This is a genomic window from Falsiroseomonas sp. HW251, assembly GCF_050563545.1.
In the GTDB taxonomy this organism is placed as follows: domain Bacteria; phylum Pseudomonadota; class Alphaproteobacteria; order Acetobacterales; family Acetobacteraceae; genus Falsiroseomonas.
In genome coordinates, this window is the sequence record NZ_JBNXUM010000068.1 from 1 (window position 1) to 5,531 (window position 5,531).

General features: G+C 70.7%; 6 protein-coding genes. 1 reads left to right on the forward strand and 5 read right to left on the reverse strand.

What is annotated here, in order from left to right; genetic code table 11:
• Positions 1-108: 108 nt before the first annotated feature.
• The 4 genes from ACLF3M_RS35030 to ACLF3M_RS35045 are packed head-to-tail and all read right to left on the reverse strand — an operon-like array spanning position 109 to position 4,209.
• Positions 109-1,104: a PhnD/SsuA/transferrin family substrate-binding protein gene (locus tag ACLF3M_RS35030; protein ID WP_430661649.1), complete on the reverse strand. Its 996-nt coding sequence runs from the start codon at positions 1,102-1,104 to the stop codon at positions 109-111.
• Positions 1,101-1,844, reverse strand: coding sequence for an SDR family NAD(P)-dependent oxidoreductase (locus tag ACLF3M_RS35035; RefSeq protein ID WP_430661650.1), 744 nt, complete (start codon positions 1,842-1,844; stop codon positions 1,101-1,103). The genes ACLF3M_RS35030 and ACLF3M_RS35035 overlap by 4 nt, the downstream gene beginning before the upstream one ends.
• On the reverse strand, positions 1,844-3,469 hold the full coding sequence (locus ACLF3M_RS35040) for a phytoene desaturase family protein (RefSeq protein ID WP_430661651.1): 1,626 nt from the start codon (positions 3,467-3,469) through the stop codon (positions 1,844-1,846). The genes ACLF3M_RS35035 and ACLF3M_RS35040 overlap by 1 nt, the downstream gene beginning before the upstream one ends.
• Positions 3,470-3,486: 17 nt before the next feature.
• Positions 3,487-4,209, reverse strand: coding sequence for a class II aldolase/adducin family protein (locus ACLF3M_RS35045; RefSeq protein ID WP_430661652.1), 723 nt, complete (start codon positions 4,207-4,209; stop codon positions 3,487-3,489).
• Positions 4,210-4,318: 109 nt separating this feature from the next.
• Here ACLF3M_RS35045 and ACLF3M_RS35050 point away from each other — a divergent pair, with 109 nt between their 5' ends.
• Complete coding sequence (locus ACLF3M_RS35050; RefSeq protein WP_430661653.1) at positions 4,319-5,215, forward strand: LysR family transcriptional regulator; 897 nt, start codon at positions 4,319-4,321, stop codon at positions 5,213-5,215.
• 6 nt (positions 5,216-5,221) lie between these two features.
• Here the strand turns inward: ACLF3M_RS35050 and ACLF3M_RS35055 are convergent.
• Positions 5,222-5,531: fumarylacetoacetate hydrolase family protein (locus ACLF3M_RS35055; protein ID WP_430661654.1), on the reverse strand; the 310-nt coding region annotated here is incomplete at its 5' end.

A 5,531-nucleotide genomic window follows, 5' to 3' on the forward strand; every position in this document is an offset into this window, starting at 1 on the left:
CGCCGGGCTGCGGCGGTCGGTCTGACCGGAGTCTCGATGGGGTGATCGGCCAGATGCCGGCGTCCGATGGTGGCCCATCGGTGCAGGTCCGAACCCGGCCCGGGCAGCTCAGATCATGAACCGCTCCAGCGCTGAATTCGCGAAGAGCTCTTCCGCCGTCAGTCGTCGCGGCGAAAGGCCCTGGGCGTGGTGGTGCTGAAGGAAGACGTCGAGCGTCTCCCGGTTGCTCGCCAGGCCATAGGGCCAGAAGTCGGTTCCCATGAGCGCCTGCGTGCGCTCGGTCTCCTCGACCAGGAAGGGCAGCGAGACCGCAAGGGCGGTGGTGTCGCGCAGACGCTGCAGGGCGATGTCGCGTGCCGCCGTGAAGGCCTTGAAGACGCTTTGCGGCAGCCAGGGATGCGCTTCCACCAGGCTGCGGCGGATGCCGACGACATGCATGATCGGGAAGATCCCGCGCCGCCGGTACCACTCCGCCGCGGCAGCCGCAGGATCGGCGAAGAGCCGCGCGACCTCGGGGTGGCCCGCATCGAAGCAGGAGGGCGCGCGGGGGCACATCAGTGCGTCGAGGTCGCCGGCGGCGAGCATCTCCGACAGCCACCGCCCCTCCGGCGCACGGGACAGCTCGACGCCGGGCGGCACGGAGAGCGCGACCTTCTCCGGGCGGCCCGGCTCCTCGACGCCGCCCGATACCCAGTGCAGATCCTGCGGGCGCACGCCATGCTCCTGCTCCAGGATCGCACGCGCCCAGACGGCGGCGGTCACCTGGTACTCCGGCACGCCGATGCGCTTGCTCCTCAGGTCCTCCGGCCGCGCGATGCCGCGGTCGCGGCGGACGTAGATGGCGGAGTGCCGGAAGGAACGCGAGACGAAGGCGGGCACGGCGATGTAGGGGCAGGTGCCGCGCGCGGTCGTCATGACGTAGGTGGACAGCGACAGCTCGGCGACGTCGAAGGCCTGGTGGCGGAAGGCGCGGAAGAAGCTCTCCTCCGGCGTGAGCGGAAGGGCCGCGAGCTCGCAGCCCTCAACCTCCACGCGCCCGTCCAGGATCGGCCGCGTGCGGTCATAGTCGCCGCAGGCGAGCGAGAGGCGCAGCTTCGTGCTCATGGATGCGTCGCGCCGCCATCGACGGTCAGCGCCTGCCCGGTGACGAAGGCCGCACCGTCGGAGGCCAGGAACACCAGCGCGCCAACCAGATCCTCCGGCACCTGCGGGCGCGGGATGCATTGCAGCGCGACGATGCGCTGCTTCTGCTCCGGCGTGACGGTCTTGCGCTCGATCTCGGTGTAGGTCGCCCCGGGCAGGATGGCATTGACCGTGATGCCGTCCGAACCGAGCTCCCGCGCCATGGACCGGCTCATGCCGACCAGCGCCGCCTTGGAGGCGATGTAGTGCAGGTAGTTCGGCCGCCCGAGCGTCACCGCGGCCGAGGCGATGTTGATGATCCGCCCGAAGCCGCCCCGGCGCATGGCGGGCAACGCCGCGCGCGCGCAGAGGAAGGGGCCCGTCACGTTGACCTTCAGCACCTGCTCCCACTCGTCCAGCGGGATCTGGTCGAAGGGCCGCATCTCCAATGTCGAGAAGATCGCGGCATTGTTGACCAGCACGTCGAGGCGCCCGAAGCGCTCCACGGCCGCCGCAGCCATGGCGTTGACCGATGCCTCGGACGCCACGTCCGTCTCGACGGCGAGCGCGGTGCCGCCTTCCGCCCGGACCTCGTCGGCTACTGCGGCGGCGCGGTCCGCGTTGCGCTCCGCGATGACCACGGCATGGCCGGCGCCGGCCAGGGCGCGCGCGAAGACACGCCCGATGCCCTGGCCCGCGCCGGTGACGACGGCGACGCGCATCACGCGGCCGCCGGCAGGGTGGAGAGCGCCTCGCGCGCTGTCCGGTGCGACCACCAGCGCGGGACGCCGAGGTCGTCGGCGATCAGCCCGGCCGTGATGTAGCCCGCGCCGCCCGAAATCGCGCCGCCGGGATGGCAGGCGGAGCCCGCCATGTAAAGGTTCGGCACCGGCGTGCGGTAGCCGAAGTGGTTGTACATCACCTGCTCGGCGCTGAAGGCACCCATGAAGATGTCGCCGCCGCGCATGTTCGGCAGTTCCTGCACGTATTCGCGCGCGGTGTAGACATGCTTGCCAAGGATGTTCCGCTTCGTGAGGTTGGGCGCGTATTCCGCGAAGCGGTCGATGATCCGCTCGGAGAACTCCTCCGTGAAATCCTCCCAGGACTGCGTGCCGATGTCGGGGTTCATCGGCATGACGTGCCAGGCGTAGGTGGTGTGCCGCCCCGGCGGCGCCTGCGTCGGATCGAGCAGGCTGAGCGGGCCGGAGCCGAACTGGACGATCCTCGGGACCCGGTTCGCCTTCACGTCCTCGAAGGCGGAGTTCAGGTCATCCATGCTCTCCGCGCCGACGCTCCACTTCAGCGCGCGGTTCAGGTTCGGGTCGAAGCTCGATGCGGCAAAGCGCGGGCTTTCCTCCAGCGCCAGGTGCACGCCGAACAGCGTCCAGCCCGTGTACTGGAAATTGTCGAGCTTCCGGGCGAAGGCGGCGGGCAGCTGCTCGCGGCCGAGCAGCCGCTCGAAGGTCTGGTGCACGTCGATCGTGCTGGCAACGAAGCGTCCGGCGCGCACGGTGCGGCCATCCGCCAGCACGATGCCGGTGGCGCGCCCGCCCTCGACCAGGATGCGGTCGAGGTTGACCTGCGGCGCGAAGGTGCCGCCGGCCGCGATGAAGGTCTCCATCAGGCCGCGCGCCAGGTTGAACGACCCGCCCTGACAGAGCTGGTAGCCGCTCTCCAGGTCGAAGGCGCGGATGACGGAGCCCATCGGGCTCGTCTTCGACATGGTGTCGGTCAGCCAGGTGCCGAAGAGCGACACCTTGAAGAGGAAGAGCAGGCGGACATGCTCGTCCTCGAACAGCTCCTGCACGACGTCCAGCGGCTGGCGGCGCGCGACGGCGAGGAAGTCGCGGCCGACGGGGCTCTTCTCCAGCAGCGCCTCGCGCTCGGCCTGCGACAGCGGCTCGGCATAGCGCTCGGGCAGCAGGATGCGGCGCGTCATTTCCTCGGAGCGGTGGTTCCATTCGCGGAAGGTCTGCGCGTCGCGCTTCGAGAAGCGGGCGACATTCGCGATCGTCTCCTCGAGGTCGCGGCCGAAGACCAGCGCCGTGCCGTCCTTGTGCGCCTGGCCGAATTCGTAGCGCGGCGTGATGTAGGTGACCTTGTCCTCTAGGCCGAGGTCGCGGAACCACGGCGTCTCGCTGATGTGGAAATGGTTGATCGAGTGCAGGTTGTGGTAGAAGCCGGGCAGCGTCGCTTCCTTCGTCGTCAGCCCGCCGCCGTAGTCGAGCCGCCGGTCCACGAGCAGCACCTTGAGCCCCGCGCGGGCCATGTAGCTGCCGAGCACGAGCCCGTGCTGGCCGGCGCCGATGATGATGCCGTCATAGGATCGCTCGAGAGCCTTGCTCATGGTCGCGTCCTCCCCTCTCAAAGTCCGGAAAAGCCGGCGCGCGCGAGGTAGTAGTCCCAGGCGCGGGCCAGCGGCATGTCCGACAGCAGCATCTCCGACGTCTTCGCGATCTCGCCAGGCGTGAGATAGCTGAGCGGCGCGTGCGGCAGGCTCGCCAGCAGCATCTCGGCATTCTCCTTGGTGTAGACCGCGGTGAAGACGGCGGCGCGCAGGCTGCGGCCGACATTGCAGGCGCCGTGCCGCGCCAGCAGCACGGTCGCGTTCTGCCCGAGAGCGCGGGCCAGCGAATGACCGCTCGGCATGTTGTCCACCAGCATGTTGGTGTCGCCGAACTCGTCCTGGCTGTCCCAGAGCGGCACGGTCGCGCCCATCACGCTGCCCATGTGGAAGACCGGCTTCAGCTCCAGCTTGGCGACGGTGAAGGGCAGCACGGCGCGCGCGTGGTGATGCACGACGGAGGTCACGTCGGGCCGCGCCATGTAGATCGCGCCATGGATGGCCCGCTCGGCGTACATGCGCCGGCCGCGCTGCTCGAGGGGCGTGCCGTCCAGCGTGAACTCCATGATATCGTCGGCGGTCACCGCGACGGGGCTGCGGCTGCGCGAGAGGAAGTAGCGCCCCGGGTCGGTCGGGTGGCGCAGGCTGACATGGCCGAAATCGTCGATCACGTCCTCCCGCGCCAGGATGCGGTTGGCGATCACCAACTCGCGGATCGCATGCTGGACGGCGTCGTCGGACATTCGCGTTTCCTCTCTCAGGGGACCGTTGTGGCGCGGGGCGCAGGCCGGCACAAAGTCAATCGCTGTCTGCCTGCCCCCCTGCGCGCTATATGGCCGGGGGAGGGACGCGATGAACCTGCGCCAGCTTCGCTACTTCGTGCGTGTGATCGAACTCGGCAGCATCACCCGGGCGGCCGAGGCGCTGCACGTCGCGCAACCCGCGCTCGGGCTGCAGGTCAAGCAGCTCGAGGACGGGCTAGGCGTGCAGCTTCTCGCGCGGCATTCGCGCGGCGTGGAGGCGACGCCCGCGGGACGGCTGCTCTTCGACCGCGCGCGCGCCATCCTCCGCCAGGTGGACGACACGCAGCGGGACGTCATGGGCTTCGGCAAGCGCGTGCGGGAGACGCTGTCGCTCGGCCTCTCGCCGAGCCTGGTTGCGCTGCTCGGCCCCGACCTGGTGCAGCGCGCGCGGACGGAGCTGCCGGACCTCGAGCTGCGGCTGGTGGAGGAGCTGAGCTTCACCCTCGCGGAGTGGGTGGAGGCCGGCCGGCTCGACCTCGCCCTTGCCTACGACCCGCCGGAGCGCGAGGGCGTGACCGCGGAGCCGGTGCTGGAGGAGGCGCTGGTGCTGGTGCGCCCGGCCGCGGGTGGCGTAGCGCCCGAGATCACGATGGTCGAGGTGCTCGCCGGCGAGCTCGCCCTGCCGGGACGCGTGGACAGCATCTCCCGCACGCTGGCGTCGGAGGCGGCGCGGCGTGGCGTTCCGCTGCGCATCGCCTTCGAGGTGCAGTCGGTCGCCGCCATCAAGCGGCTGGTGGCGCGCGGCCTGGCGACGGCGGTGCTGCCGCGCGGCGTGGTCGCCGACGAGGTCGCGCGCGGCGAGCTCTCCGCGAGCCGGGTGACGGAGCCGCCGATCGTGCGGCGCCTCGCGCTGCTGAGCCGGCCCGACCGCGCTGCGATGCGGCAGGAGCCGCAGCTTCGCACCATGCTTTTCGACATGGCGCGGCGGAGCGTCCCGCAGGCCTGAAGCCGGCTACAGCGCGGGGCCGATCGCGACGGACAGCCGGCCGACGCCCTCGATCTCGCCCTCCATCCGGTCGCCCGGCCGCACCGGACCGACGCCGGCCGGCGTGCCGGTGAAGATCAGGTCGCCGGGCTGCAGGTCACCGTCAGCGCAATACGCCCCCGCGCGGGGTGGCCGATGCGCGAGGCCGGCGCGATCGGGCCGAGCACTGCGCTCTCCTAGACATCCGTGCCGGTGTCCCAAGATCGCCCCTTCGCGCGCGCGGCCTGCTGCTGGTCGCGCCGCGTCCTGCGTGCCCATCTCGGCGGTCTGCGCCTCT

What these genes read in the sequence shown, in the direction of transcription:
- ACLF3M_RS35030 (WP_430661649.1), bottom strand. Translation starts at nt 1,104, where the DNA reads ATGAGCACGAAGCTGCGCCTCTCGCTCGCCTGCGGCGACTATGACCGC.
- ACLF3M_RS35035 (WP_430661650.1), bottom strand. Translation starts at nt 1,844, where the DNA reads ATGCGCGTCGCCGTCGTCACCGGCGCGGGCCAGGGCATCGGGCGTGTC.
- ACLF3M_RS35040 (WP_430661651.1), bottom strand. Translation starts at nt 3,469, where the DNA reads ATGAGCAAGGCTCTCGAGCGATCCTATGACGGCATCATCATCGGCGCC.
- ACLF3M_RS35045 (WP_430661652.1), bottom strand. Translation starts at nt 4,209, where the DNA reads ATGTCCGACGACGCCGTCCAGCATGCGATCCGCGAGTTGGTGATCGCC.
- ACLF3M_RS35050 (WP_430661653.1), top strand. Translation starts at nt 4,319, where the DNA reads ATGAACCTGCGCCAGCTTCGCTACTTCGTGCGTGTGATCGAACTCGGC.